The organism is Nocardia sichangensis, from assembly GCF_047200615.1.
Taxonomy (GTDB): Bacteria; Actinomycetota; Actinomycetes; order Mycobacteriales; family Mycobacteriaceae; genus Nocardia; species Nocardia sichangensis.
In genome coordinates this window covers 41,145-67,418 of the sequence record NZ_JBJZOK010000011.1, presented here as the reverse complement: position 1 = coordinate 67,418, position 26,274 = coordinate 41,145, and the positions used below count along the sequence as shown (strand labels likewise).

The following is a 26,274-nucleotide window of genomic DNA, read 5'->3' as shown; positions in this document are numbered from 1 at the left end:
GGAGCAGGCGCGGCGGCTGATCGGAGGAGCAGAGGGTGGTGCGGTCACCTGGACGACCGGAGAATTCCGGCGGCACACCGGTTGTCCCCCTCCGCATTTCCGATGGTGAACGCCAGGTGTCCGGCAGCGGAATTGTGCGCCCGCGAACCATCCGCGGGCAGCTGGCCCGCATCCTCGTGGTGTCGCTCGTGCTGGTGCTCGCGCTGTTGGGCACGCTGGTGGCGCGCGAAGTGGACGCGTACCGGAAGAGCCGGGACACAGTCGCCGCGGTGACGCTCGCGCTGGCGGTGCAGGACCTGGTGCACGAGACGCAGCGCGAGCGCGGCCTGACCAATGGCCTGCTCGGCGGCGACCAGCGCTTGCGCCAGCCGGTCGACGACCAGCGCGGTGCGGTCGACCGCGCCTTGCGTGCCCTGCGGCAGGCGGCGGCGGACGGCCCGCCCGGCGCGGAGCGCGTGCGGGAGGCCGCCCGGCCGCTGGCCGATTTGGACGCGACCCGATCCACGATCGACCAGCGGCGAGAACCCCGGCAGGCGGCGTTCCAGTACTACACCGACGCGATCGACGCCCTGAACCACCTGTCCCTCGGTCTGGATCAGGCTGCCGACCCGGTGGTCCGGCACGGGCTGCAAGCGCTGTACGCGCTGGGTGAGGCGAAGGAGCAGACGGCTCGCGAGCGCGGCTTCCTCAACGGCGTCTTCGCCGCGGATGCCTTCGGGCCGGGCGAGTACGTGCAATTCCTCGACATCCGCGCGGCCAAACTGGCCGGACTGGCCGCGTTCGCCCGCGACGCGACCGGCGCGCAGCAGGCGCGCTTGGACGCCGTGCTGGACGGCGCGGACGCGGCCGCGGCCGCGGAGTCGGAGAACGTCGCGATCGCCGCGGGCGGCGGACCGCTGGCGCGCCCGGTCGATCCGATCGCCTGGTGGGCCAGGATGACCGCGGTCATCGACGCGCAGCGCACCGTGCAGCAGACGGTCGGCGCCGACGTGCGGCAGCGGGCAGAGGTGTTGCGCGGCGACGCCGCGCTGGCCCTCGGCGCGTTCGTGCTCGCCGCGCTGGCGGCGATCGCGCTGGAGGTGGCGCTGGTCGTCGCGGCGGTGCGCGCGATCGTCCGGCCGCTGGCCACGCTGGCCGCGGACGCCGACGACGTATCCGGTCGGCGGCTGCCCGACGTGATCTCGGCCTGGCGCACCGGCGACGACACCCGGCCGCCGGACCCGCCCGCCCCGGTGCGACCGCCGCCGGGGGCGGGCGTCGAGATCGTCGCCGTGGCCCGAGCGCTGGATCGGGTGCAGTCCACCGCCTTCGACCTCGCGTCGGAACAGGCGCTGGTGCGCCGCAACACCACCGAGTCGATGGTCAGCCTGGCCCGCCGCAACCAGAACCTCGTGCGCCGCCAGCTCGGCCTGATCAGCGAATTCGAACGCGAGGAGCTCGATCCCAAGGCGCTGTCGAATCTGTTCGAGCTCGACCATCTCGCCACCCGCATGCGCCGCAACGCCGAAAGCCTGCTCGTGCTGGTCGGCGAGGCGAGCCCGCGCCGCTGGGCCGAACCGATCCCGCTCAGCGACGTGATCCGCGCGGGCCTGTCCGAGGTCGACGACTACCGCAGGGTGGTGCTGCGCCGGATGGACGACGTGCTCATCGCCGGCGCGGCGGCCAGCGAACTCGCGCACATACTCGCGGAGCTGATCGAGAACGGGCTGGCGTTCTCCCCACCGGATGTCGAGGTGGAGATCTACGGGCGCGCCGGGCCCAACGGGTACCTGCTCGCGGTGGTCGACCACGGCGTGGGCATGCCCGCCGACCAATTGGCCCAGGCCAACGCACGATTGCGCGGCGAACAGGACTTCGTCGTCGCACCGACCCGCCACCTCGGCCACTACGTGGTCGGCAGGCTCGCCGAACGGCTCGGCATCACGGTCGAACTGAGCGTCTCGCCGGTGAGCGGCATCGTCGCGCGCCTGACGCTGCCGCCCGGCATGGTCGAGACCGAGCCGGATCGGCGCGACGATCCCGCCACCTCCCACACCGCCACGGTGGGCGATACCGCTGGGTCTGCCACCGGTTCGAGGCCACAATCGCGCGGTACCGCTACCGCTACGACCGCCGACCGCCCACCGGCGCACGCGGTGAACGCCGGGTCGTCGCCCTACACGCAGTTCGTTTCCGCGCCGACCGAGCCGACAGCGAACGTCGGCCGCACCGAATCCCGCCGCTCAGAAGAGCCGTTCGGCCCGGCGCCGAGCGACCCCGGGGCGCGGCACACCAAGAACGGCTTGGTGAAACGAAACAAGAAGGCCCGCGCTGCCGCCACCGGCGCGCGGCCCGACGCGCCGCCCCGCATGGAGCCCGCCCCCGCGGTCGAGCGCTCACCCGAGGAGATCCGCAGCATGCTGTCCTCCTTCCGGACGGGACATCAGCGTGGCGCGCCCGCACGGCACGCCGCCGCGCGGGACGACCGCGTCCGCGCCGCCGACGCGGCGCCCGAATTCCAGCCCGCCGCGACCATGGCAGAGGAGATCCGGTGACCACCCACATATCGAGCGCCGACCCGCACACGTTCAATTGGATGCTGGCCAACTTCGTTCGCGAGACCGACGGTGTGCGCGAGGCGGTCGCGGTGTCCTCGGACGGCCTGCTCATCGCCATGTCCGAAGGATTGGACCGCGCCTCCGCCGACCGGCTCGCCGCCATGGTGTCCGGGCTGGTCGGGCTGGCCCGCAGCGCCTCGCGCAGCTACTCCTTCGACGGCCTGAAACTGATCATGATCGAGATGAGGCGCGGGTTCCTGCTCGTCTCCGCCATGGGCGACGGCAGCTGTCTCGGCGTGATCGCCGACAGCGGTTGCGACGTCGGTCTGGTCGGCTACGAGATGGCGGTGCTCGCCGACCGCGCTGGTGCGCTGCTCGATCCCGCGCTCATCGCCGAACTGCGTGAGTCGCTGCGGCGATGAGACACGAATTCGCCTCCGGCGAGGACCGATTCGTGCGGCCCTTCGTGGTCACCGCGGGACGCACCAGGCCGCTGCTGGACGGACTGCGCATCGAGACGTTGGTGCGGGCCGAGCCCGCAGCGCTGTCCGCGCCGCTGCGTTTCGAGCAGCGCACCCTCGTGCGGCTGTGCCAGCGGCCGCACTCCATCGCCGAGATCGGCGCCGCGCTTGGCGTGCCGGTCGGGGTCGCCAAGGTCGTGGTCAGCGACCTGGCCGCCACCGGACACGTGACCGTGCGCTCGGCCGACCAGCTCACCGCCGCCGCCATCGAGAGGATCAGGGACCTTGTCCGGGCACTCTGACATGCGAACGCCAACCATGCCGTCTTCGGTGAAAATCGTGGTCAGCGGTGGTTTCGGCGTCGGGAAGACGACATTCATCGGAGCCATCTCCGAAATCGAGCCGCTGGTGACCGAGGCGGCGATGACCGAGATGGCCGTCGGCGTGGACGACGCGGGGCATCGTGCCGACAAGACGCAGACCACGGTCGCCCTCGACTTCGGGCGCATCACCCTGGACAGCTCACTGCTGCTGTACCTGTTCGGCACGCCGGGCCAGGACCGTTTCGTCTTCCTGTGGGACGACCTGGTCGACGGTGCGCTCGGCGCGGTGATCGTGGTGGACACCGGCCGCGTCGACGACTGCTATCCGGTACTGGACTATTTCGAGGCACGCGGCACGCCGTTCGTCATCGCGGTCAACCGCTTCGACGGCAGCACGCGTTTCGACCTCGACGAGGTCCGCGAGGCGCTCGAACTGGAGGATTGGATCCCGGTGCTGGAATGCGATGCCAGGCAGCGCGATTCGGTCAAGGAGGTGCTGGTCTCGCTACTCGAACAGGTCCTGTTGCACCGGACGGATCACCTGACCGCAAGGGACGCGGGCTGAGAATCGCCGCGAGATTGCGCCGCGACCGATGAATTCGCCGCGCGTGCGTCGTCCGTACTGTTGCCCGGCCCTGACGAACAGAAGGAGCATCATCATGAGCAACGGCGCGGACCTCGGCCTCACCCACATCGGCGTGCTGGTCGGTGACCAGGACAAGGCCTTGGAGTTCTATCGCGACGTGATCGGTCTGGAAGTGCGTGCGGACCTGCCGTTCGCCGGTGGGCGCTGGCTGACCGTCGGGCCGGCGAAGCAGCCGGGCATCGAGTTCATTCTGGAGACGCCCGAGATGGTGCCGGACGAGGCGGCCGCCGCGGCGGCGCGGGCCCGGCTGGCCAACGGGGCGCAGGGCACGTTGATCTTCACCACCGACGCCGTGGACGCCACGTTCGCCCGGCTGCGCGACGCCGGGGTGGAGGTGACGCAGGAGCCGATCTCGCAGCCGTACGGCGTCCGCGACTGCGGGTTCCGTGACCCGTGGGGCAACCACCTGCGCTTCTCCGAACTCCTCGGCTGAGCCGGGCGCGGCCGGTGTGGGCCGCGTCGCATTTCCCGGCGGGCCGGAGGACAATACTGTCTGATCATGGGTGAAACGACGAGCGAGACCCAACAGGACGCCATCCGGCCGCTGCGCGACGACATCCGGTTCCTCGGTGGCGTGCTCGGCGACACCATTCGCGACCACGAGGGGCCGGAGGTCTTCGACCTCATAGAGCGCGTGCGCATCGAAGCGTTCCGGGTGCGCCGCGAGGAGGTCGGGCGCAGCGCCGTCGCGGAGATGCTCGACGGAGTGGACATCACGGTGGCCCTTCCGCTCATCCGCGCGTTCAGCTACTTCGTGCTGCTGGCCAATCTGGCCGAGGACATCCAGCGCGACCGCCGCCGCGCCGCGCACGAGACGGCGGGCGAACCGCCGCAGGACTCGTCACTGGCGGCCACCTACCGCAAGCTGGACGCGGCGGCGCTGGACGGAACCCGGGTCGCGGATCTGCTGGCCGACGCGCTGGTGTCGCCGGTGATCACCGCGCACCCGACCGAGACGCGCCGCCGCACCGTCTTCGACGCGCAGGCCCGGATCACCGAGCTGATGCGCCTGCGCCAGCGCTACGCCGAGAACGAGCGCGAGCGCGCCGACCTCGAGCGGCGAATCCGCCGCCAGGTGCTGAGCCTGTGGCGCACCGCGCTGATCCGCTTGGCGCGCTTGCGCATCCAGGACGAGATCTCGGTGGGTCTGCGCTACTACGACCTGACCCTGTTCGACGTGATCCCGGCGATCAACGCGGAGGTACGCGCCGCGCTGCGCTCGCGCTGGCCCGGCGTCGAGCTGCTGCCGCGCCCGATGCTGCGTCCGGGTTCGTGGATCGGCGGCGACCGCGACGGCAACCCGTACGTCACCGCCGAGGTGGTGCGGCAGGCCGCCTCCCGCGCCGCGGGCGTCGCGTTCGAGCGCTACCTGCGCGATCTGGTGGAACTGGAGAAGACGCTGTCGTTGTCGGCCCGGTTGGTCGCCGTGACGCCCGAGGTCGCCGCGCTCGCCGAGACCGGGTACCCCGATCCGGCGACGCACGCCGACGAGCCGTATCGCCGTGCGCTGCACCACGTCCGGGCCCGGCTGACCGCCACCGCGCTGGCGGCGCTCGAGCAGGTGCCGCCGAACGGCCTCGATGCCGGGGCGCGGCCCTACCCGACTCCGCAGGCCGTCCTGGACGACTTGGACGCGATCGACGCCTCGCTGCGGCGCAGTGGCGACGGCCTGCTCGCCGACGATCGCCTCGCCACGTTGCGCCACGCCCTGGAGACGTTCGGCTTCCATTTGCAGAGCCTGGACATGCGCCAGAACTCGGAGGTGCACGAGCAGGTCGTCGCCGAACTGCTGGCCTGGGCCGGGGTGCACTCCGACTACGCGAGCCTGCCGGAGTCGCGCCGGGTGGAACTGCTCGCCGCCGAGCTGCGCACTCGCCGCCCGCTGCTCGGTCCGCACGCCCGGCTGAGCGAACTGGCCGTCAAGGAACTCGGCATCGTCCGCGCCGCCCGGGACGTGGTGGACACGCTCGGCGCGGCGGCGGTGCCGAACTACATCATCAGCATGTGCACGTCGGTCAGTGATCTGCTCGAAGCCGCCCTGCTGCTGAAGGAGGGCGGTCTGCTCGACCCGGGGGAGCCGGACGGGCCGCCGAGTTGCCCGGTGGGCATCGTCCCGCTGTTCGAGACCATCGAGGACCTCGGCGCGGGTGCGGCCACGCTGTCGGCGGCGCTGGAGGTGCCGGTCTATCGCGAGCTGGTGGCCGCGCAGGGCATGCGTCAAGAAGTGATGCTCGGCTACTCCGACTCCAACAAGGACGGCGGGTATCTGGCCGCCAACTGGGCGCTGTACCGGGCGGAGCTGGATCTGGTCGAGGTCGCCCGCAAGACCGGCATCCGGTTGCGGCTGTTCCACGGCCGCGGCGGCACGGTCGGTCGCGGCGGCGGCCGCAGCTACGACGCGATCCTCGCCCAGCCGGCCGGAGCGGTGCGCGGCTCGCTGCGGCTCACCGAGCAGGGCGAGGTGATCGCCGCGAAATACGCCGAACCCGGTGCGGCGCATCGCAATCTGGAGTCGCTGATCGCGGGCACCCTGGAGTCGACGCTGCTGGACGTGGAGGGTCTCGGCGCCGACGCCGAGCCGTCCTACGGCATCATGGACGACCTGGCGGCCCGCGCCCGAGCCGCGTACGCGCGGCTCGTGCACGAGACACCCGGATTCGTCGAGTACTTCCGGCAGTCCACGCCGGTCGCCGAGGTGGGCGATCTGAACATCGGCAGCAGGCCTGCCTCGCGCAAGCCGACGAATTCGGTCGCGGACCTGCGCGCCATCCCGTGGGTGATGTCGTGGAGTCAGGCGCGGGTGATGCTGCCAGGGTGGTACGGCACCGGTGCCGCGCTGGAGGAATGGATCGGCGGCGACCCGGAACGTCTGGCGACCTTGGCGGATCTGTATCGCCGCTGGCCGTTCTTCCGCACGGTGCTGTCCAATCTGGCGCAGGTGATGGCCAAGAGCGATCTGGACATCGCCGCCCGCTACGCGGAACTCGTGGACGACGTGGCGTTGCGGGAGCAGATCTTCGGCATGATCCGCGACGAACACGCCCGGACCGTCCGCATGCACGCCGCGATCACCGGCAACGATCACCTGCTGGCCGACAACCCGTCGCTGGCCGAGTCGATCCACAACCGCTTCCCCTACCTGGAACCACTGAACCAGATGCAGGTGCAGCTGCTGCGCCGCCTCCGGGCCGGGGACGACTCCGAACTGGTGAAACGCGGCATCCTGCTGACGATGAACGGCCTGGCCACCGCCCTGCGCAACTCGGGTTAGCCGCCGAAGGGCCCGCGTCCGGTAGGAAGGACGTCGTGTCGATCGACGAAGCAGCCGTGGCGGCGCTGGCGGACCGCCGGATCGGTCCCGAGCACAAGGGCATGCCACCCGCGTTCTGGGGGCGGACCGTGCGCGAACTCCGCGCTGCCGCACCGGCGCTCGATCAGCTGGAGACGCCGGTGCTCACGGTCGATCGCGCGGCCCTCGCGGAGAACATCGCGGTCATGGCCGAGTGGGTGCGGGCGGCAGGCGTTCGGCTGGCGCCGCACGGCAAGACGACGATGGCGCCGCAGGTGTGGGCCGATCAGCTGGCCGCGGGCTCATGGGGCATCACCCTTGCCACCATCTGGCAGACGCAGGTGGCGCGGTCCTTCGGCGTCGCGCGGGTGCTGCTGGCCAACGCGCTGGTTGACCCGGTCGGATTGCGGTGGGTCGCGGCGGAATCGGTGCGCGATCCGTCTTTCGAGTTCTACTGCTGGGCCGACAGCGCCGAAACGGTCGCTTTGATGGACGCGCACCTGCGCACCGCCCCCGAGTCGGCGCGGATCCGGGTGCTGGTGGAACTCGGCGGCCCGCACGGCAGAACCGGCGCACGCACGGTGGAACAGGCGCACGCCGTAGCTCGGGCGATCGCCGGCGCGTCCCGGCTGACGCTCGCCGGGGTGGGCGGTTACGAGGGCGCGCTCGCACACGACCGCACCGCGACCGGCATCCGCGCGGTGCGCGACTACCTCGGGGAACTCGCCCGGCTGCACCGGGAACTCGACGCGGCGGGGCGATATCGCGGTCCGGCCGTCGTCACCGCCGGTGGGAGCGCCTATCCCGAGCTGGCGCTCGAGTACCTCGCCCCGCTGTCCGACGAGCAGGGCAGGCAAGGTGTCGCGACGACGGTCGTGCTGCGCTCGGGCGCGTATGTCATCCACGATGACGGCTTCTACGCGAGCATGTCGCCACTGGCGGCTCCCGAGTGCGCGCGGCCGCTGCGCTCGGCGATGCACGGCTGGGCACGCGCACTCTCGCGCCCGGAGCCCGGCCTCGCGTTGCTCGACGCGGGCAAACGTGATCTGCCTTTCGACGAGGGGATGCCGGTTCCGCAGCGCGTCGCGGGACCGCGGGGCAGTGCGCTCGACTCGGACGCGACGGTCTCCGCGCTCAACGACCAGCACGCCTTCCTCCGGTTACCGGGCGGCGCCGCCACCGAGTTGCCCATCGGGGCGGTCGTTCGGCTCGGTCTGTCACACCCGTGCACGGCTTTCGACAAATGGCGGCTGATCCCGGTGATCGATGACGCCGACGCGCCCTCGCCGCGAGTGGTGGATCTCCTGCACACGTTCTTCTGACGGGTGGCGCCGGGCTCTCGGCCGCGACGCCCGGCACTAGTCGTTCGAAGCGATCAGCGCGCGCACCAACCGGTCCAGCACCGGACGCGGATCGAAATCCGGTGTCGGATCGACCAATTGGTGCAGGATGATGCCCTCGAGCTGGCCGACCAGGATCTGCGTCGTCGCCCGGTCCCCGCCGACGTTCGCCAGCAGGCTCGCGGCCCATTCGGTCAGCCTGCGGTGGCCGCTCCGCACGGTCTCACGCAGCACGGGCGAGGTCCGCGCTTCTTGGAACAGCGCGTAGCGCGCCAATGTCCGTGTGGGGTCGGTTCGCACCGCGTGGACGACGAGGGCGGCCGTGCCGTCGACGAGGTCCTCGATGGTGGCGGGGGCGGGTCGCCGGTTGAGCGCCTCCCAATCCGCGTAGTCGCGAGCTTCGAGTCGCTCGGCGATGCCGGTCAGCAGCGCAGCGCGGGTGCGGAAGTAGTTGGACGCCGATCCGGCGGGCATGCCCGCGACCTCGTCCACCGCGCGGTGGGTGAGGGCTCGGATCCCGCGGGACCCGAGCAGCTCGATCGCCGCGTCCAAGACGAGTTCGCGCTTACCCGACATACCTCGATACTACAGCGGTAGTGATACCGGTTACAGTCCGGCGCGGCGGCACTACATACGTTGTAACGTTCGGGGAACCCGAGTGGTCCGGAGAAAGGGGCAACGATGCCCGAGGTGGTCATCGTGGGCGGTGGCATCGGTGGTCTGGCGACCGCGGTCGCCTTCCTCCGGCAGGGCCTGCGCGTCGAAGTGCTCGAGCGGAGTGCCGAGATCACCGAGGTCGGAGCGGGGTTGTCCTTGTGGCCCAACGCCCTGCGTGCTCTCGATGTACTCGGCCTGGGCGACGCGGTGCGGGCACGGGCCGTCGAGGAGGGCGCTGCGGGTATTCGCGACCGCACCGGGCGGTGGCTGACCAGGATCGACGCCGAGAAGCTCCGGGCGGCGTACGGCAGCCCGATCATGCTGCACCGCGCCGATCTGGTGGACATTCTGCGGTCGGCCATCCCGGCGGAGGCGCTGCGCACCGGTGTCACCGTGGCCGAGGCGAGGGTGGACGGCACGGTGGTGCACTCGGCCGGGACGTCCAGCGGAGACTTCGTCGTCGGCGCCGACGGCATCCGCAGTGTGGTGCGCCGCGCCGTCTGCGGCGAGATTCGGCCCCGCTACGGCGGATACACCGCATGGCGTCTGGTCGTCACGCCGCACCAGCCGGTCACCGATATGGGCGAAAGCTGGGGGCGCGGTGAGCGTTTCGGGTACGCGCCGCTCGCGGACGGCCGGGTCTACTGCTTCGCCACCGCGAACATGCCCGCGGGCACGGCGAGCGGCGGGCTCGCCGAGTTGCGCGCCCGGTTCGGCGGCTGGCACGAGCCGATTCCCGCCCTGCTCGCCGCGGCCGGGAACGCCGAGGTACTGCGGCACGATCTCTACGACCTGCCCGCGCTGAAAACTTTTGTGGCAGGGCGGATCGCACTCGTCGGCGACGCCGCGCACGCGATGATGCCCAACCTCGGACAAGGCGCCTGCCAGGCGCTGGAGGACGCCGTGGTGCTGGCCCGGGTCGTGACCCGCGACGGTGACCTGACCGCCTACGACCGGGAACGCGGGCCGCGTACCCGGATGATCGCGGCTCGCTCGCGCCGGATCGGCGCGGTGGCGCAACTGTCGTTCCCGCCCGGCGTCGCGCTGCGGGACGCCTTGCTGCGGGCGATCCCCGGCTCGGTGCAACTCAGGTCGTTCGCGCCGGTCCTGGATTGGCGCTGCTAGCTCGCTACGGCGCGAAGTCGCGTACCGCGCGCTCGCAGCGGGCGGCCTGGGCGCGGAGCGCGTCGAGGAGTTCCGGTGGGCCGGTGAGCACGGTGAAGTCGAGATCGACCGAGGTGATCATCCAGACCAGCTGTTCGGGCGTCTCGCTGCCGACATGCAGGCGGCAGCTGTGCTCGTCGACGGCTTCCACGACGCCCGCACCGGGCCAGACGCGTCCGGCGGCGTCGTCGGCCGATCGGTGCAGCAGCACCGTCGCCTGATACGGCCACGAGTGGGCCGACAGCCGCATCGAAAGATATGCCACGACATCGCCTTCCGGCGGCTCCCGGGGCGTGAAGCGCGGCCCGGTCGGAATCCGCGGGGTCATCCGGTCCACCCGGAAGGTGCGCCAGTCGGTGCGGTCGACATCCCAGGCGACCAGGTACCAATGCCTGCTGAAGTGCACGAGGGTGTGCGGCTCGACGGTGCGCGGGCCGAGCGCGCCGTTGTGCGCGCGGTAGTCGAACCGGAGCCGTTCGTGGCGCTGGCACGTTTCGGCGATGGCCATGAGCGTGTCCGGATCGACCTGCGGCGCCGGTGCGCCGACGCGCAAGGTGGCGCCGCGCAGGGTGCGGATCCGGTGCCGCAAGCGCGGCGGGAGCACCTGCTCCAGTTTGGTCAGCGCGCGCAGCGATGCCTCTTCGAGCCCGGTCACGGTACCGCCGCGCAGCCCGACCGCCACCGCGACCGCTTCGTCGTCGTCGAGCAGCAGCGGCGGCAGCGCTGTCCCCGCGCCCAGCCGGTAGCCCGCGGCGCCGCGGGTGGCATGGATCGGGTAGCCCAGCTCGCGCAGCCGGTCGACGTCGCGGCGAACGGTGCGGCCGGTGACGCCGAGCCGTTCGGCCAGTTCGGTGCCCGTCCGGTCCGGACGGGTCTGCAGCAGAGTCAGCAGGGCGAGCAGGCGGGCCGACGTTTCCAGCATGACGCCAGCATGCCCGGAAGTTAGGAACGCTCCCGTCCTAAGCCCTTCCTACCGTGGCCGATATGACTACCGAACCGGACATTCGCCCCTTCCGCATCGCCATCCCGCAGGAGCAGATCGACGATCTGCACCGGCGCCTCGCAGGCACGTCGTGGCCGAGCGACCTGCCCGGCGCCGGATGGGACAAGGGCATGCGAGTGTCCTACCTGCGACCGCTGGCCGAGTACTGGCGTACCGAATTCGATTGGCGCGCAGTGGAAGCAGAGCTGAACGAGCTGCCGCAGTTCGTCACCGACATCGAGGGGCAGCAGGTGCACTTCTTGCACCTGCGCTCGCCGGAGCCGGATGCCATGCCGCTGGTGCTCGGGCACGGCTGGCCCGCGTCGTTCGTCGAGTTCCTGGAGTTGCTCGGACCGCTGAGCGATCCGCGCGCACACGGCGGCGACCCGGCCGACGCGTTCCACGTGGTTGTGCCCTCGCTGCCGGGTTTCGCGTTCTCCACGGTGGCCCCGGACCCGGGTGCGGGCTCGACCGAGCGGTTCGCGGAGGTGGTCGCGGCACTCATGGCGCGTCTGGGCTACCACCGCTACGGCGTGCAGGGCGGCGACGCGGGGTACTTCGTCGCCGCCCAACTGGGCCATATCGACCCCGAGCATGTGGTAGGCCTGCACGTGAACGGCCCGATCACGATTCCATCCTGGGACGGCGACGCCGAAAACTCCGGCGGCCCGGACGAATACGTGGCTCAGGCGGAATGGTCCGCGGCGGATCAGGCGAAGCTGGACACGATGACCGGTCCGGACAGCTATGCCCGCTACGACTACGCGACCGTGCAGGCGAACCGTCCGCAGACGCTCGCGATCGGCCTCCAGGACACACCCGCCGGGCTGCTGGCTTGGATCGCCGACCTGTTCCGGCAGTACACCAACCCGGCGATCGAGCTGCCCGACGACGCGGTGGACCGGGACGCGCTGCTGACCAACGTCAGCCTGTACTGGTTCACCGGAACCTTCGCCTCCTCGCTGCGGCTCTACAGCGAATCCGCGGTCTGGGGCGCGCCGACGCGGAAGTCCGATGTGCCGACCGCGGCGGCGATCTTCCCCGGCGACATGTCCGTCCGCAAACTCGCCGAAGACGCGCACAACATCGTCCGGTGGACCGAGTTCGACCGCGGCGGGCATTTCGCGGCGATGGAGGCGCCGGATCTGCTGCTCGCGGACGTGCGCGAGTTCTTCCGCACGCTGCGCTGATCCGGCCCACTCGTCCACAGAGCTGACCGGGCCGGACACCACCCGGCGGCCGCGCACGGCCGGTGAGTGGTCCATCCGTCGATGGACCTCGGCGGATCCGCTTGTCCCGCCGGGCTTTCCCGGGTCGAATGTCGGTGCGGCGGCACGCTCGAGACCCGGATCATCCGTCGTACCGGAGTGCCGCTTCGAAGGCGGCGCGGTGAGCGCTGGTGTAGGCCTGTTCCCGTTCGGACCAGGCGATGCGGGAGGCGACCTGCTCGGGGCTGGTGCCGCGATGGCCGGGGTCGGCCAGCTGTGCTGTCCACCAGTGGGCGTTGCGGATCTGGCGGTCGAGCATCGCGTCGACGACGTTGGCTCGCTCGGCATTGGTGAGGCCGTAGGCGTCGGCGAGGATTCGCACCTGGGCTGCCTGGGCGGGGGCGGGTGGTGCGTCGGGCTTCGAGGAGACGCACCACGTCCAGGCCAGGTATCCGAAGTCTTCGAGCGGGTCGCCGGGGGCGGCGGTGTCGAAATCGATGAAGGCGACCGGTCGGGCATTCCGGAAGACGGTGTTGTTGGGGCCGGGGTCGTGGTGGCAGACGACCGGCCGGCCTGCCGTGAGGCCGCTGTCGCGGGTCGCGTCGTGGAGCGAACGGAGCAGGGCCCCTGCCGCGGCGACCTGGGTGTCCGTCCAGCGCTGGAACCTGGCGGGCACCCATCCGGGCAGGTAGGTGAAGGTATCGCGGCCGGTGTCGTCGATTCCGAGATAACGCGGTGCGCCGGCGAAACGGACTTGCTGGAGGTGCGTGAGCAGTTCGGCGACGAAGGCCGACGAGACGGTGGCGGGTCGTCGCACTGTGTCGCCGACGCGGACCACGCCGGGGGTGATTCGTCCTCCGGTCAGGGGGATTTCGGCATCAGGTGACATAGGAACTACTTCCCGGAGTAGCGCGCGTGCATGGCGGCGGCGGTCGCCGCGAGTCGCGCGCGCAACTGCGGTGGGTCCAGAACCTCGACGTGCTCGCCGAGCGGCAGCAGGCCGTGGGCGAGCACGTCGTAGGACTCCGACGGAACCACCACCTCGACCCACCCTTCGGCATCGGGCGGTCCCGCCGAGGCCAGTGCCTCCGCGACCGCCGCCGGATCGTTCGTCAGCCGCAGCAGGCGCAGGTGGGTGGCGGCGATCCGGCAGCGCGCCCGCACGCGCAGCATCGAGCGCGCGAATTCGTCGGCGGCCTCGGACCAATGTGTGCGCAGATCGAATTGCGCTGGGCGGGAGAAGGTTTCGCCGGTCGGCTCGGCGGCGAGTATCCGGCCGACCCGGTACGAGCGCGGTGTGGACCCGCTGCGCGCCACCAGATACCAGGTGCCCGCCTTGAGCACCAGACCGAGCGGGTCGAGCAGGCGCTCGACCACTTTGTCGTTGCGGCGGTAGCGCACCCGCAGCCTGCGGTCGTGCCAGAGCGCGTCGGCGATCGTCGCGAGCATCGGCGTCTCGTCCGGCCGGTGGAACCAGCCCGGCGCGTCGACGAGCACACGTTCGGCGATGCGCGTCGCCCGCCCGCGCAGTTCCGGCGGCAGCGCGGCGAGCACCTTCAACTGCGCGGTGGCCAGCACGGTGCCGAGCCCGAGATCGGCGGCTGCACCGGGCAGACCGGTCAGCAGCACCGCGTCGGCTTCGTCGGTGGTGAGGCCGGTGAGCCGGGTGCGGTAGCCGTCGACCAGCCGCACGCCACCGGCCCGGCCCGGCTCGCTGTAGACCGGGACACCGGCCGACGAGAGGGCCTCGACGTCGCGGTAGACGGTGCGCACCGACACCTCCAGTTCCCTGGCCAGTTCGGGCGCGGTGAGCCTGCCCCGCGTCTGCAACAGCAAGAGCAGCTGCACCAGTCGACTCGCTCGCACGGAGGCGACACTAGCCGGAAACCTGGACAGGAGATGGCAAGTATTCGCCGTACCGTCGCCGGTATGACCACTTGGAGCCGGTTCACCGAAGAAGCGCCGCACATCGCCGAGGTCTTCCTGCGCAGGCACCGCGCGGCGGGCAATCTCTGCATGCTCGGCACCATCCGTTCGGACGGATATCCACGGATCAGTCCGATCGAGCCGCGCGTCTTCGATGGGCTCCTGGTGATCGCGGGGATGCCGGGCACGACCAAGTTCCGCGATCTGGCGCGCGATCCGCGCTTCTGCCTGCACACCGCCACGGTGGACACGAACGTTTCCGACGGCGACGCCAAACTCTTCGGCACGGTCGTCGAGCTTCCTGACCGCGACGTGCACGTTCGCTTCGCTCAGCACCTGTTCGACCAGACCGGGTTCGACATCAGGGGCCAACAGTTCGACCACTTCTACGTCGCCGATCTCACCGGCGCGTCGACAGTGGAGGTCGCGGGCGACCACCTCGACATCACCATCTGGAAACCGGGCGAAGGCGAACGCGTGGTGCGCAAGCACTGACCCGGCGCCGCCGCCTCACTCCCGTGCCGTCAACTGGGCGGCGATCGGGCTCGGGACCGGGACACCGCGCCGGCGCAGGTCTTCCAGGAATCGGCGGACGAGAGGATCGCCCGGGGTGGCGGTGAGGCAGACGACCTCGCGCACCAGAGGCGGACGCAGGCTGCGGACGGCGCCGGAGAACGTGGCCGTCAGCGCGCTGGTCGGCACGAGTGCGGTGCCGAGTCCGGCGGCGGCCAGCTGGGCGGCGGTGGTGGCCTGCCGGGTCCGGGTGGACGCGGTCAGCGCCACGCCCCTGCCTGCCGCGATTTCGTCGAGCCAGGCGCCGAGACCGTTGTCGGAGTGGTAGTGCACCACCGGTCGCGCGGCGATGTCGGCGAAAGTGACCGTGGCCGTGGGCTCTCCGGCTGCCTGCGGCGATACCGCGACGATCTCCTCGGTTCCGATCACCACGAGGTGGCCCTCCCAGCGGGACGGCCGCGGCCCGAGGGCGAGGTCGGCCGTCCCGGCGGACACCATCTCGGCCATGGCGTCCGCGCTGGACAACTCGGCCAGGACGAGGTGTACCTCGGGGCGGCGGCGGTGCCAGGCGCGCAGCACAGGCGCGAGCAGGCTCGCGGACATGCTGTCCGCGCAAGCGATCCGCAGCTGTCCTCGCGCGCCCGCGGCGACGGCGCGGCCTGCCGTGACCACCCGTTCGGCGGCGGCCACGGCGGCACGCGCGTCCGCGGCGATCGCGCGGCCCGCCGCGGTGGCCCGCACACCGCGCGGCAGCCGCTCCAGCACCGGCGTGCCGAGTTCGCGTTCCAGCGCGGCGATCTGATGCGACAGCGCGGGCTGCGACAGATGCAGCCGGCCGGCGGCTTCGGTCACCGATCCGGAGTCCAGCACGGCGACCAGGCACTCCAGCGCGCGCAAAGTAGGCATTCGAGAATTTTATGGCAAAGCGAGAAAATATCGATCTCACGACGGGATGGCCGATGGTCTCCCTGCTTGTTCCTTCTCGGTGGGGGCGACCTACCGAGGAGGCAACTCATGACAGGCACGATGCATGGCAAGAAACTCGTCATCGTCGGCGGTGCGTCGGGCATCGCGCGACAGATCGCGCGAGATGGCGCCGCCGAGGGCGCGGACGTGGTGCTCGCGGGCAGGGACGAGAACGCCGTCGCCGCCGCGCGGCGGCAGGTGGCGGGCGAGACACGTGGTCGCGCGGCGATCCATGCCCTGCGCATCGATCTCGGCGACGAGGACTCCGTCGTCCGGGCGGCCGAGGAGATCGGTGAACTGGACTATCTGGTGTCGGTGGCGGCGGCGCACGCGAACGGTCCCGTGGCCGAGCTGGACCGCGCGGCGGTCGTGCGGGCCTTCGACGCGAAGGTGATCGGTCCGATCCTGCTCGGCAAGCACTTCGCCGCCCGGATCAGGCCGGGCGGTGCGCTGCTGCTGTTCTCCGGGGTCGCCGCATGGCGGCCCGCGCCAGGCCGGACGGTGATGGCCGCGACCAACGGCGCGGTGCGTTTTCTCGCCGAGGCGCTGGCGGTCGAGCTGGCGCCGGTCCGGGTGAACGCGCTGTCGCCGGGCATCGTCGACTCGGGCGCCTGGGACGGTCTGGGCGAGCGGAAAGAGCAGTTCTTCGAGGAGGTGGCGGCTCGCAATCCGGCGCGCCGGGTCGGAAGCACCGCCGACATCTCCGCTGCGGCGCTGTCGGCACTGACCAATCCGTTCATGACCGGGACGACCCTGCACGTCGACGGCGGCGGCCGCCTGGCGTGAGCGCGGGCCGTCAATCGCTCCGGCGTGGTTGCCCACCGAGGTCGGCGCGCCGACGCGCCAGGAAACTGCGCTCGGCGGCATTGTCGGTGCGGGCGATGGCGGCGGCGTAGGCGGCGGTGGCCTCCTCGGTGCGGCCGAGCCGGGTCAACAGGTCGGCGCGGATGGCATGGAACAAGTGGTACCCCGCCAGGGGCAGGGCGTCCACCTGTGCCAGGGCCGTTGCCGGACCGTGTATTTCGGCGACCGCCACCGCGCGATTGAGCGCGACGATCGGACTCGGCGCGAGTGCGGCGAGCTGGTCGTAGAGCCGCAGGATCTGGGTCCAGTCGGTGGCCGCGGCGGTGGGTGCGTCGGCATGCACCGCGTTGATCGCCGCCTGCAGCTGGTATTGCCCCGGCTGGTTGCGGCGCAGGCACTGCCGGACGAGTGCGTGTCCTTCGGCGACGAGGTCGCGGTCCCACCGGCTGCGATCCTGCTCCGCGAGCGGGACGAGAGAGCCGTCGGCACCCGTGCGGGCGGCGCGGCGGGACTCGCTCAGCAGCATCAGCGCGAGCAGTCCGGTCACCTCGGGCTCGTCCGGCATCAGCTCTGCCAGCAAGCGCCCGAGGCGGATCGCCTCGGCGCAGAGGTCGGCCCGGACCAGCCGCGCGCCGGAGGAGGCGGTGTGCCCCTCGGTGAAGATCAGATACACGACGGCGAGTACCGCGCGCAGCCGGGCGGGCAGCTCGGCGTCGGCGGGCACCCGGTAGGGAATGCGGGCGTCCCGGATCTTGCCTTTGGCGCGCACCAAGCGTTGCGCCATGGTCGCTTCCGAGACCAGGAAGGCGCGGGCGATCTCGGCGGTGCCCAACCCGCCGAGCAGCCGGAGGGTCAGTGCCACCCGCGCCTGTTGCGCGAGGGCTGGGTGGCAGCAGGTGAAGATCAACCGGAGGCGGTCGTCGCGCACGGCGCTCACGGGCTCCAACGGTTCGTCCTCGGCATGCAGGAGCCTGGCCTGCGCGTGCCGGTCCGCCCGGGAGGCATCGCGGCGCAGGCGGTCGATCGCCCGGTTGCGCGCGGTGGTGATGATCCAGCCGGGCGGGCTCGGCGGGACACCGTCGGCGGGCCAGCGCTGGACGGCGGCGGCGAACGCGTCCTGCACCGCGTCCTCGGCGACGCCGATGTCTCCGAACACGCGGATCAGGCTCGCCACCGCACGGCCGTAGTGCTCGGCGAACACCGCTTCGATCACCGAGCCGGTCACGGCCTCGCTCATCTATTCGTCTCGGATCGGACGGACTTCGATGGGCAGAGTGACGACGGCGGCGAGCCTGCGGCCCCATTCCAGAGCCTCGTCGAGATCGGCGGCGCGGATGACGGTGAACCCGCCGATGTGCTCCTTGCCCTCGACATACGGGCCATCGGTGATCAGCATGTCGTCGCCTTCGGCGCGCAGCACGGTGGCGGTGCTCGGCGCGTGCAGGCCCGCCGCGAACACCCAGGCTCCCGCCGCCCGCATCTCGTCGTTCAGCGCCGCGAGATCGCGCATGATCTCGTCCAGGTTGTCCGGCACGCCATCGTCGGGCTGGTAGATGCCGAGCAGATAGTTCTTCATTCCGTCGTCCTCCCTCACGCACGCCGGTAGGTGGTGATGACGACACCGGTGCCGGTCACCACGGTGTCGACCGACCGCAGGCCGACCGGCCCCACGCCGTCGAACAGGCGGCGACCGGTGCCGAGCACCAGCGGGTGGGTCAGCAATAGGTACTCGTCCACGAGATCGTGACGCATCAGAGAGCGCAACAGGTCACCGCTGCCGAGTACCACCAGGTTCCGGTCCGGCTGCCGCCGCTGTATTCCGGGCACCGCCGTCGCCGCGTCGCCGCCGAGCCAGATCGAATTCCGCCAGGCCAGCGGCCCGCTTCCGGTGCGAGAGGCGACGATCTTCTCGGTCTTGTCCAGCGCCTCGGCCATCGGATCGCCGACCTGTCGCGGCCAGTATCCCGCGAAATCCTCGTAGGTGCGCCTGCCGAGCAGCAGCGCGCCGCGGTTGGCCGCCATATGCCTGCCCATGACCTCCGCCTGCACCGGGTCGTCGTGCCGGTATGCCCAGCCGCCGTGGGCGAATCCGTCCCTGCTGTCCTCATCCGCCCGGCCGGGCGCCTGCATGACGCCGTCCAAGCTCAGATGCTCCACCGCGATGATCTTGCTCATCTCCGCTCCTTCCGCGACCGGCGCGGCGCCGGTCTCACCACGTACACGAACGGACGACCGGCGGATCGACAGCGAGCGCGGAATATTTTCCGCCCAATTTCCGGCACCGCGGCATCGGGCGGACTCACTTGTCGGGCAGCAGGCGTTGGATGTCGGAATAGCTGACGATGCCCGGCGCGACGGGAGCGTCGTGCCGCACGGCGCGGGCCACGTCCACCGCGGCCGACAGTGCGGCGCGGTAGAGCAGCGATCCGGTGCTGATCCGGCGGACACCCAGGTCTGCCAGCGTCGCGATGCCGGGGCCGGTGGCCGAATAGAGGACGTTCACCGGCAGCTCGGTCGCCGCGACGATCCGCTCGACGCGGGCCGGGTCGGCCACGCCGGGCACGAACACGCCGTCGGCTCCGGCCGCGGCGTAGCGCCGCGCACGCTCATGCGTGGAGCCGTGGTCGAGGCCGAGCCAGTAGGTGTCGACGCGGGCATTGACAAACAGCTGCGGCGTGCGGTCCTTGATCGCGCTGATCAGCGCTGCTTGGTGCCGTGGGTCGGCCAGAGCGGAACCCGCGCGGCCGTCTTCGAGGTTGATACCCGCGATCCCGCGGGCGGCGAGTTGTCCGGCGAAATCGGCGACCGCTTCTGGCCGCTCGTCGAACCCGCCCTCGATGTCGACGGTGATCGGGATGGGCAGCCGGCCCAGGCGCCGGGCGGCATCGAAGGTCTCCGCCTTCGTGACGCCCGCACCGTCGGCGAGCCCCGCCGCGGCGGCCACGCCCAGGCTGGTGGTGCCGATCGCCGGGAATCCCTCGGTCGCCAGCAACGCCGCCGAGGCGAAATCCCAGGCGTTCGGCAGCACCAGGGGCAGGTCGCGGTGGTGCAAAGCGCGGAAGATCTCGAACTTGGTCGGCGCGGGCGCCGCCGGAGAAGACGAAGTCATGCCGCGACCGTAGCCACGGGACGTTTCGGCGCCCGCCGAAACGACGACGCGCCATGATGAGGTGATGTCCGATCGAGGAGCCGAACTGGCGGGCCTGGCCGCTCTGCTCGCCGACCGCACCCGCGCCGACATCTGCCTCGCGCTGCTGGACGGACGGGCCTGGACCGCGGGCGAACTCGCGCGCCATACCGGTGTCGCGCCGTCCACCGCGACGCAACACCTGGACCGGCTGCGCGACGGCGGGTTGGTGCTCGAGCATCGGCAGGGCAGGCACCGCTACCTGCGGCTGGCCGGGCCCCGGGTCGCGGAACTGCTCGAGGCCATGGTCGCCCATGTCGGCCCGCCCGCCGCCCCGGCGACCGGACTGCGCACCGCGACCGCCGCCGCCGCGCTGGCCCGTGGCCGCACCTGTTACGACCATCTCGCGGGTCGGTTGGGTGTGGCGGTCACCGACGCCATGACCGCACAGGGCCTGTTGCGCGGCGACAGCGGGTTCGCGCTGACGGAGTCCGGCTCGGCGTGGCTCACCGGGCCGATGGGCGTCGACCCCGCCGCGCTGCGCGCCACCCGAAGGCCGATCGTCCGGCCGTGCCTGGACTGGACCGAGCGCCGCGTCCATCTGGGCGGCGCGGCGGGCGCGCAACTCTGCCGCCGCATGATCGAGCTGGCGTGGATCAAGCGGATCGGTAGCGGGCGCGCCGTGCGCGTGACGGCGCGAGGCGAGGCCGGGCTGGCCGAGACGCTGGGCATCGCCCCCGGACTACTGCGCTGACCTGCGGCGGACCGATGCGCCGTACCTTGCGTGACCGAGGCCGCGAGCTCGCCGTTTCGCCTGACGACGCGGCGGGTATCTGGTGGTCGTGAACCGCTCCCGGCGACCAGGCTGTGAATGAGCTTGCATAGTCATGCATAATCATCACATGGTTGATTCCTCGGGCGGACCCGCCGTGCGGGTCGCGGTAGCCGGTGCCAGCGGGTACGCGGGCGGCGAAGTGTTGCGTCTGCTGCTGGGGCATCCGGCCTACCGAACCGGGCGCCTCGTCATCGGGGCGCTGACCGCGGGCTCCAACGCGGGTACCCCGCTGGGGGAGCTGCAGCCGCATCTGCTGCCGCTGGCCGATCGGGTGCTCGCGCCGACCACGGCCGCCGAACTGACCGGACACGACGTGGTCTTCCTCGGCCTGCCGCACGGCCAGTCCGCGGCCATCGCCGCCGAGTTGCCCGAGTCCACCGTGATCATCGACTGCGGCGCCGACTTCCGGCTCACCGACCCCGAGGCCTGGGAGAAATACTACGGCAGCCCGCACGCGGGCAGCTGGCCCTACGGGTTGCCCGAGCTGCCCGGCGGTCGGGAGAAGCTGCGGGGCGCGACGCGGATCGCGGTCCCCGGCTGCTATCCGACCGTCGCGAGCCTCGCGCTGGCTCCCGCCGTCGCCGCGGGCATCGTGGAGCCCACCGTGCACGTGGTCGCGGTGAGCGGCACCTCCGGAGCGGGCCGCAAGCTGGACATCGGGCTGTTGGGGTCGGAGGTGATGGGTTCGGCGCGGGCCTACGGGATCGCGGGCGCGCACCGGCATACCCCGGAGATCGCGCAGAACCTCACGGCGGCAGGCGGCACGGACGTCACGGTGTCCTTCACGCCGGTACTCGCGCCGATGCCACGCGGCATCCTGGCCACCTGCACCGCACCGATTCGCGTCGACGCGGCGCAGGCGCGCGCGGTCTACGAAAAAGCCTATGCCGACGAGCCTTTCGTGCACCTGCTGCCGGAGGGCGCGCTGCCGCAGACCGGGTCGGTGCTCGGCTCCAACGCCGTGACCCTGCAGGTGGCCGTGGACGCCGACGCGGGCGTGCTCGTGGTGATCGGCGCGATCGACAACTTGACCAAGGGCACCGCGGGCGCCGCGGTGCAATCGATGAACCTGGCCCTCGGCTTCGAGGAGACCGAAGGACTTTCCACCGTAGGAGTGGCACCGTGACATCGACCGACACCGCCAGCGGCAAGCTGGTCCGCACCCAGGGCGTGACCGCACCGCTCGGCTTCCGCGCGGCGGGCATCGCCGCGGGCATCAAGGTCAGCGGCAAGCCGGACCTGGCGCTGGTGTTCAACGAGGGGCCGGAGTACCCGGCCGCGGGCGTGTTCACCCGCAACAAGGTGAAGGCCGCTCCGGTGCTGTGGTCGCAGCAGGTGCTGACCGGCAAGCGGCTGCGCGCGGTGATCCTGAACTCCGGCGGCGCCAACGCCTGCACCGGCCCCGGCGGATTCCAGGACACGCACAAGACCGCCGAGGAACTCGCCGCCGCGCTGAGCAACTGGGGCACCGAGACCGGAGCGGGGGAGATAGCGGTCTGCTCCACCGGGCTCATCGGTGACCGGCTTCCGATGGACAAACTGATCCCCGCCGTCACCGAGATCGTGCACGAGATGGGCGGCGGCCTGTCCGGCGGCGCTGATGCCGCGTGGGCCATCATGACCACCGACACGGTGCCCAAGGAGGCGGCGTTCCACCACCGCGACAAGTGGAACGTCGGCGGCATGGCGAAGGGCGCGGGCATGCTGGCACCGTCGCTGGCGACCATGCTGGTCGTGCTCACCACCGACGCGGCGGTGACCGCCGATCAGCTCGACCGCGCGCTGCGCAACGCCACCGCGCGCACCTTCGACCGGCTCGACGTGGACGGCTCCTGCTCCACCAACGACACCGTCCTGCTGCTGGCCAACGGCGCCAGCGAGGTCAGCCCGAGCCAGGAGGAGTTGGACGCCGCCGTGCTCACGGTCTGCGACGATCTGGCCGCCCAGTTGATGGCCGACGCCGAGGGCGTCACCAAGCGGGTGCTGGTCACCGTCGCCGGTGCGGTCAGCGAGGACGAGGCCGTGGCCGCGGCGCGCACCGTCGCCCGCGACAGCCTGGTCAAGACGGCGCTGTTCGGATCCGACCCGAACTGGGGCCGGGTGCTCGCGGCGGTCGGCATGGCGCCGGTGACGTTGGACCCGAACCGGATCTCGGTGTCGTTCAACGGCAAACCGGTGTGCATCGATGGCGTCGGCGCGCCCGGCGCACGCGAGGTCGATCTGTCCGGCGCCGACATCGAGGTGCTGATCGACCTGAACGTGGGCTCCGCGCGTGCGACCATCCGCACCACCGACCTCTCGCACGGTTACGTCGAAGAGAACTCGGCCTACAGCTCATGACCAGCGACGTGTTGCACACGCTTTCGGCGTTGGACAAGGCCCACGTCCTAGCCGACGCCCTGCCGTGGTTGCAGAAGTTCCGGGACAAGATCGTCGTCGTGAAGTACGGCGGCAACGCCATGGTCGACGACGACCTCAAGCGGGCCTTCGCCGCCGACATGGCGTTCCTGCGCACGGTCGGCGTCCACCCGGTGGTGGTGCACGGCGGCGGCCCGCAGATCAGCGCGATGCTGAAAAAGCTCGGGCTGCAAGGCGAATTCCGCGGCGGCTTCCGGGTGACCACACCCGAGGTGATGGACGTGGTGCGGATGGTCCTGTTCGGTCAGGTCGGCCGCGAGCTGGTCGGCCTGATCAACTCGCACGGCCCGTACGCGGTCGGCATCTCCGGTGAGGACGCCCGGCTGTTCACCGCGACCCGCCGCACGGTCGAGGTCGACGGCGAGCCCACCGACATCGGGCTGGTCGGCGACGTCACCGAAGTGAACCCGGATGCCGTGCTGGATCTGATCGGGGCGGGCCGAATTCCCGTGGTGTCGACCATCGCCCCGGACGCGGAGGGCGTGGTGCACAACATCAACGCCGACACCGCCGCCGCGGCGCTCGCCGAGGGCATCGGCGCCGAGAAACTGGTGATGCTCACCGACGTCGAAGGCCTGTACACGAACTGGCCGGACCGTTCGTCGCTCACCTCCAGCATCGATACGAAAGCGTTGGCCGAGTTGCTCCCACGCCTCGATGCGGGCATGGTGCCCAAAATGGAAGCCTGCCTGCGCGCCGTGACGGCCGGGGTGCCGACCGCGCATGTCATCGACGGCCGGGTCCCGCACGCCGTGCTGCTGGAACTGTTCACCGGAGAAGGAATCGGAACGATGGTGACGCCCGCCCCGCTCATCCCGAACGGGTCCGGCGCGCCGAACGGAACGAAACAATGAGCACAGCTGAACTGCAGCAGCGGTGGTCCGCCGCGCTGATGAACAACTACGGCACACCGAAGGTCGCGCTGGTCCGCGGCGCGGGAGCGGTGGTCTACGACGCGGACGGCAAGCGCTACGTCGATTTCCTCGGCGGCATCGCGGTCAACAGCCTCGGGCACGCGCACCCGGCGATTCTGGAGGCGGTCACCCAGCAGCTCGGCACGCTCGGGCACGTGTCGAATCTGTATGCCAGCGAGCCGGTCGTCGAGCTGGCCGAGCGGCTGCTCGCGCACTTCGGCGACGGCGAAGGCCGGGCGTTCTTCTGCAACTCCGGCACCGAGGCCGTCGAAGCGGCGTTCAAGATCGCACGGCTGACCGGGCGGCCCAAGCTCGTCGCCTGCGAGGAGGCCTTCCACGGCCGCACCATGGGCGCGCTCGCCCTCACCGGGCAGCCGTCCAAGCGCACCCCGTTCGAACCGATGCCGCCCGGCGTCGTGCACGTGCCCTACGGCGACGCCGCGGCGCTGGAGGCCGCGGTCGACGAGGACACCGCCGCGGTGTTCCTCGAGCCGATGATGGGGGAGAGCGGCGTGGTGGTACCGCCGTTCGACTACCTGGCCAAGGCGCGTGAGATCACCGCGCGCAAGGGTGCGCTGCTGGTGCTGGACGAGGTGCAGACCGGCATCGGCCGGACCGGGAAGTTCTACGCCCACCAGGCCGTCGGCATCGTCCCGGACGTGATCACCCTGGCCAAGGGTCTCGGCGGCGGACTGCCGATCGGCGCGGTGCTGGCCACCGGGCGGGCGGCCGATCTGCTCACCCCCGGCATGCACGGCACCACCTTCGGCGGCAATCCCGTGTGCGCCGCGGCGGCGCTCGCGGTGCTGCGCACGATCGATGAGACCGACCTGCTCTCGCACGTCGAGTCGGTCGGCAAGCGACTCAGCGACGGCATCGAACTGCTCGAGCATCCGCTCATCGATCAGGTGCGCGGTGCGGGCCTGTTGCTGGGCATCGTGCTCACCGACGAGGTGTCCGCACAGGTCGAGGCGCGGGCGCGGGAAGCGGGCTACCTGGTCAACCCGGCCAAGCCCGACGTGATCCGGCTGGCGCCGCCGCTGGTGCTCACCGAGACCCAGGCCGACAATTTCGTCGCCGACCTGCCCGGGATCCTCGACGCCGCGCTCGCTGACGCGAAAGGAGCTGCGGCGCAATGACTTCCGTGCGGCATTTCCTGCGTGACGACGATGTCAGCCCGGCCGAGCAGGCCGAGATCCTCGCCCTCGCGGCCGAACTCAAGAAGTCGCCGTTCGCGCGGCGCCCGCTGGAGGGTCCGCGCGGCGTCGGCGTGATCTTCGAGAAGAACTCCACCCGCACCCGGTTCTCCTTCGAGATGGGCATCGCCCAGCTCGGCGGGCACGCGGTGGTCGTCGACGGCCGCGACACCCAGCTGGGCCGGGAGGAGACGCTCGGCGACACCGGCCGGGTGCTGTCTCGGTATGTGGACGCCATCGTGTGGCGCACCTTCGAGCAGTCCCGGCTGGACGAGATGGCCGCCACCGCGACGGTGCCGGTGGTCAACGCGCTGTCCAACGAGTTCCATCCCTGCCAGGTGCTCGCGGACCTGCAGACCCTCGCCGAGCACAAGGGCGACCTGACCGGTCGCGAACTGGCCTACTTCGGCGACGGCGCCAACAACATGGCGCACTCGCTGCTGCTCGGCGGCGCTACCGCGGGTCTGAACGTGACCATCGCCGCGCCCGCGGGGTTCGAGCCGCAGCCGTGGGTGGTGGAGGCCGCGCGTAAGCGGGCCGCCGAGACCGGCGCGACCGTCACGGTGACCGGCGACCCGGTCGCCGCCGCGTGGGGCGCCGACGCGCTGGTCACCGACACCTGGACGTCCATGGGGCAGGAGAACGACGGCCTGGACCGGGTGGGTCCGTTCCGCCCGTTCCAGCTCAACGCCGAGCTGCTCGCGCACGCGAAGCCGGACGCGGTCGTGCTGCACTGCCTGCCCGCGCACCGTGGCGAAGAGGTCACCGACGAGGTGCTCGACGGGCCGCGCAGCGTGGTGTGGGACGAGGCGGAGAACCGCCTGCACGCGCAGAAGGCGCTGCTGGTCTGGCTGCTGGAGCGACGATACGGGGGAGCGGCGTGAACGGTCGGGCCAGGAGGCGGCAGCGGAGTGTGACCGGCTCCGCTCGTGCCAGAAGGGCGCAGCGTGAGCGAGGGCGTATCACCG

26 protein-coding genes are annotated in these 26,274 nt (G+C 71.2%); 17 read left to right on the top strand and 9 right to left on the bottom strand.

All coding sequences use genetic code 11. The annotated features are described in order from the left end of the window. The first annotated feature begins 116 nt into the window (after window positions 1-116). The 7 genes from ACL03I_RS17340 (at window position 117) to ACL03I_RS17310 (ending at window position 8,578) form a co-directional block, all read left to right on the top strand. Window positions 117-2,534, top strand: a complete 2,418-nt coding sequence (locus tag ACL03I_RS17340) for a sensor histidine kinase (protein ID WP_355080655.1) — start codon at window positions 117-119, stop codon at window positions 2,532-2,534. Further along, window positions 2,531-2,959: a roadblock/LC7 domain-containing protein gene (locus tag ACL03I_RS17335; RefSeq protein WP_452495219.1), complete on the top strand. Its 429-nt coding sequence runs from the start codon at window positions 2,531-2,533 to the stop codon at window positions 2,957-2,959. Before ACL03I_RS17340 ends, ACL03I_RS17335 begins: the two co-directional genes overlap by 4 nt. Beyond that, window positions 2,956-3,300, top strand: a complete 345-nt coding sequence (locus ACL03I_RS17330) for a DUF742 domain-containing protein (RefSeq protein ID WP_355080657.1) — start codon at window positions 2,956-2,958, stop codon at window positions 3,298-3,300. Before ACL03I_RS17335 ends, ACL03I_RS17330 begins: the two co-directional genes overlap by 4 nt. 16 nt (window positions 3,301-3,316) lie before the next feature. Further along, complete coding sequence (locus ACL03I_RS17325; protein WP_452495231.1) at window positions 3,317-3,886, top strand: GTP-binding protein; 570 nt, start codon at window positions 3,317-3,319, stop codon at window positions 3,884-3,886. A 94-nt stretch (window positions 3,887-3,980) separates the two neighbouring features. Next, window positions 3,981-4,400 carry a VOC family protein gene (locus ACL03I_RS17320; protein ID WP_364430307.1) on the top strand — a complete coding sequence of 140 codons (420 nt, stop codon included), beginning with the start codon at window positions 3,981-3,983 and terminating at the stop codon, window positions 4,398-4,400. Window positions 4,401-4,466: 66 nt separating this feature from the next. After that, on the top strand, window positions 4,467-7,238 hold the full coding sequence (gene ppc, locus ACL03I_RS17315; protein ID WP_412806481.1) for a phosphoenolpyruvate carboxylase: 2,772 nt from the start codon (window positions 4,467-4,469) through the stop codon (window positions 7,236-7,238). A 41-nt stretch (window positions 7,239-7,279) separates the two neighbouring features. After that, window positions 7,280-8,578 carry a type III PLP-dependent enzyme domain-containing protein gene (locus ACL03I_RS17310; RefSeq protein WP_459561384.1) on the top strand — a complete coding sequence of 433 codons (1,299 nt, stop codon included), beginning with the start codon at window positions 7,280-7,282 and terminating at the stop codon, window positions 8,576-8,578. A gap of 36 nt (window positions 8,579-8,614) precedes the next feature. On the opposite strand, the gene ACL03I_RS17305 is transcribed toward ACL03I_RS17310, so the two are convergent. Continuing rightward, window positions 8,615-9,172 carry a TetR/AcrR family transcriptional regulator gene (locus ACL03I_RS17305; protein ID WP_412806479.1) on the bottom strand — a complete coding sequence of 186 codons (558 nt, stop codon included), beginning with the start codon at window positions 9,170-9,172 and terminating at the stop codon, window positions 8,615-8,617. Between the two features lie 105 nt (window positions 9,173-9,277). Here ACL03I_RS17305 and ACL03I_RS17300 point away from each other — a divergent pair, with 105 nt between their 5' ends. Continuing rightward, window positions 9,278-10,378: an FAD-dependent monooxygenase gene (locus ACL03I_RS17300; RefSeq protein ID WP_397279358.1), complete on the top strand. Its 1,101-nt coding sequence runs from the start codon at window positions 9,278-9,280 to the stop codon at window positions 10,376-10,378. A gap of 4 nt (window positions 10,379-10,382) precedes the next feature. Here ACL03I_RS17300 and ACL03I_RS17295 read toward each other — a convergent pair whose 3' ends face one another. Beyond that, entirely contained in the window at window positions 10,383-11,339 is a 957-nt protein-coding gene (locus tag ACL03I_RS17295) for a helix-turn-helix transcriptional regulator (RefSeq protein WP_355080669.1), read from the bottom strand. A gap of 62 nt (window positions 11,340-11,401) precedes the next feature. On the opposite strand from ACL03I_RS17295, the gene ACL03I_RS17290 reads away from it, so the two are divergent. Then, window positions 11,402-12,589, top strand: a complete 1,188-nt coding sequence (locus ACL03I_RS17290) for an epoxide hydrolase family protein (RefSeq protein WP_412806478.1) — start codon at window positions 11,402-11,404, stop codon at window positions 12,587-12,589. Between the two features lie 160 nt (window positions 12,590-12,749). Here ACL03I_RS17290 and ACL03I_RS17285 read toward each other — a convergent pair whose 3' ends face one another. Beyond that, window positions 12,750-13,496, bottom strand: coding sequence for a phosphotransferase (locus tag ACL03I_RS17285; protein WP_412806477.1), 747 nt, complete (start codon window positions 13,494-13,496; stop codon window positions 12,750-12,752). 5 nt (window positions 13,497-13,501) lie between these two features. Continuing rightward, window positions 13,502-14,473: a helix-turn-helix transcriptional regulator gene (locus ACL03I_RS17280; protein WP_364430283.1), complete on the bottom strand. Its 972-nt coding sequence runs from the start codon at window positions 14,471-14,473 to the stop codon at window positions 13,502-13,504. 63 nt (window positions 14,474-14,536) lie between these two features. Between ACL03I_RS17280 and ACL03I_RS17275 the strand changes: the two genes are divergently transcribed. Continuing rightward, a complete protein-coding gene (locus tag ACL03I_RS17275) occupies window positions 14,537-15,028 on the top strand; it encodes a pyridoxamine 5'-phosphate oxidase family protein (RefSeq protein WP_412806476.1) in 492 nt (163 codons plus the stop codon). Between the two features lie 15 nt (window positions 15,029-15,043). On the opposite strand, the gene ACL03I_RS17270 is transcribed toward ACL03I_RS17275, so the two are convergent. Further along, window positions 15,044-15,952, bottom strand: a complete 909-nt coding sequence (locus tag ACL03I_RS17270; protein WP_412806475.1) for a LysR family transcriptional regulator — start codon at window positions 15,950-15,952, stop codon at window positions 15,044-15,046. Window positions 15,953-16,060: 108 nt separating this feature from the next. Between ACL03I_RS17270 and ACL03I_RS17265 the strand changes: the two genes are divergently transcribed. Then, window positions 16,061-16,798: an SDR family oxidoreductase gene (locus tag ACL03I_RS17265; RefSeq protein WP_412806474.1), complete on the top strand. Its 738-nt coding sequence runs from the start codon at window positions 16,061-16,063 to the stop codon at window positions 16,796-16,798. A 10-nt stretch (window positions 16,799-16,808) separates the two neighbouring features. Here the strand turns inward: ACL03I_RS17265 and ACL03I_RS17260 are convergent, their stop codons facing one another. From ACL03I_RS17260 to ACL03I_RS17245, 4 genes are all read right to left on the bottom strand, one after another. Further along, entirely contained in the window at window positions 16,809-18,053 is a 1,245-nt protein-coding gene (locus ACL03I_RS17260) for an RNA polymerase sigma factor (protein WP_412806473.1), read from the bottom strand. Then, window positions 18,054-18,392 (bottom strand): YciI family protein, encoded by a 339-nt coding sequence (locus ACL03I_RS17255; RefSeq protein WP_355080684.1) that lies wholly within the window; start codon window positions 18,390-18,392, stop codon window positions 18,054-18,056. It lies immediately after the preceding gene. 14 nt (window positions 18,393-18,406) lie between these two features. Further along, window positions 18,407-18,991: a dihydrofolate reductase family protein gene (locus ACL03I_RS17250; RefSeq protein WP_412806472.1), complete on the bottom strand. Its 585-nt coding sequence runs from the start codon at window positions 18,989-18,991 to the stop codon at window positions 18,407-18,409. Window positions 18,992-19,115: 124 nt separating this feature from the next. Beyond that, entirely contained in the window at window positions 19,116-19,925 is an 810-nt protein-coding gene (locus ACL03I_RS17245) for an isocitrate lyase/PEP mutase family protein (RefSeq protein WP_412806471.1), read from the bottom strand. Window positions 19,926-19,989: 64 nt separating this feature from the next. Here ACL03I_RS17245 and ACL03I_RS17240 point away from each other — a divergent pair, with 64 nt between their 5' ends. The 6 genes from ACL03I_RS17240 (at window position 19,990) to argF (ending at window position 26,190) form a co-directional block, all read left to right on the top strand. After that, a complete protein-coding gene (locus ACL03I_RS17240) occupies window positions 19,990-20,697 on the top strand; it encodes an ArsR/SmtB family transcription factor (RefSeq protein WP_412806470.1) in 708 nt (235 codons plus the stop codon). A gap of 148 nt (window positions 20,698-20,845) precedes the next feature. Then, window positions 20,846-21,904, top strand: coding sequence for an N-acetyl-gamma-glutamyl-phosphate reductase (argC, locus tag ACL03I_RS17235; RefSeq protein ID WP_355080692.1), 1,059 nt, complete (start codon window positions 20,846-20,848; stop codon window positions 21,902-21,904). Further along, entirely contained in the window at window positions 21,901-23,118 is a 1,218-nt protein-coding gene (gene argJ, locus ACL03I_RS17230) for a bifunctional glutamate N-acetyltransferase/amino-acid acetyltransferase ArgJ (RefSeq protein WP_412806469.1), read from the top strand. Before argC ends, argJ begins: the two co-directional genes overlap by 4 nt. Beyond that, window positions 23,115-24,050 (top strand): acetylglutamate kinase, encoded by a 936-nt coding sequence (gene argB, locus ACL03I_RS17225; RefSeq protein ID WP_412806468.1) that lies wholly within the window; start codon window positions 23,115-23,117, stop codon window positions 24,048-24,050. Before argJ ends, argB begins: the two co-directional genes overlap by 4 nt. Beyond that, window positions 24,047-25,249 carry an acetylornithine transaminase gene (locus ACL03I_RS17220; RefSeq protein WP_356968995.1) on the top strand — a complete coding sequence of 401 codons (1,203 nt, stop codon included), beginning with the start codon at window positions 24,047-24,049 and terminating at the stop codon, window positions 25,247-25,249. The genes argB and ACL03I_RS17220 overlap by 4 nt, the downstream gene beginning before the upstream one ends. After that, window positions 25,246-26,190 (top strand): ornithine carbamoyltransferase, encoded by a 945-nt coding sequence (argF, locus tag ACL03I_RS17215; protein ID WP_412806467.1) that lies wholly within the window; start codon window positions 25,246-25,248, stop codon window positions 26,188-26,190. Before ACL03I_RS17220 ends, argF begins: the two co-directional genes overlap by 4 nt. Window positions 26,191-26,274: the final 84 nt, after the last annotated feature.